Here is a 461-nt window from a genome sequence, read left to right on the forward strand (position 1 = left end):
ACCATCGGCCACGTTGACCACGGTAAAACCACCCTGACCGCCGCCATCACCAACGTGCTGGCCAAGCACTTCGGTGGTAAAGCTTTCGCCTTCGACCAGATCGACAAGGCGCCGGAAGAGCGTGAGCGTGGTATCACCATCAACACCTCCCACGTAGAATACGACACCGCCATCCGTCACTACGCGCACGTAGATTGCCCGGGTCACGCCGACTACGTTAAAAACATGATCACTGGTGCTGCCCAGATGGACGGCGCGATCCTGGTAGTAGCTGCGACCGACGGCCCGATGCCGCAAACTCGTGAGCACATCCTGCTGGGTCGCCAGGTTGGTATCCCGTACATGATCGTGTTCATGAACAAGTGCGACATGGTAGATGACGAAGAGCTGCTCGAACTGGTCGAGATGGAAGTTCGTGAACTGCTGACCGAATATGACTTCCCGGGTGATGACCTGCCGGT

1 protein-coding gene is annotated in these 461 nt (G+C 57.5%); it reads left to right on the forward strand.

Annotated elements, in window-relative coordinates; genetic code table 11:
* Nucleotides 1-461: GTP-binding protein (locus ACW5XD_RS23910; RefSeq protein ID WP_456497022.1), on the forward strand; the 461-nt coding region annotated here is incomplete at both ends.

Source organism: Aeromonas enterica, assembly GCF_054052465.1.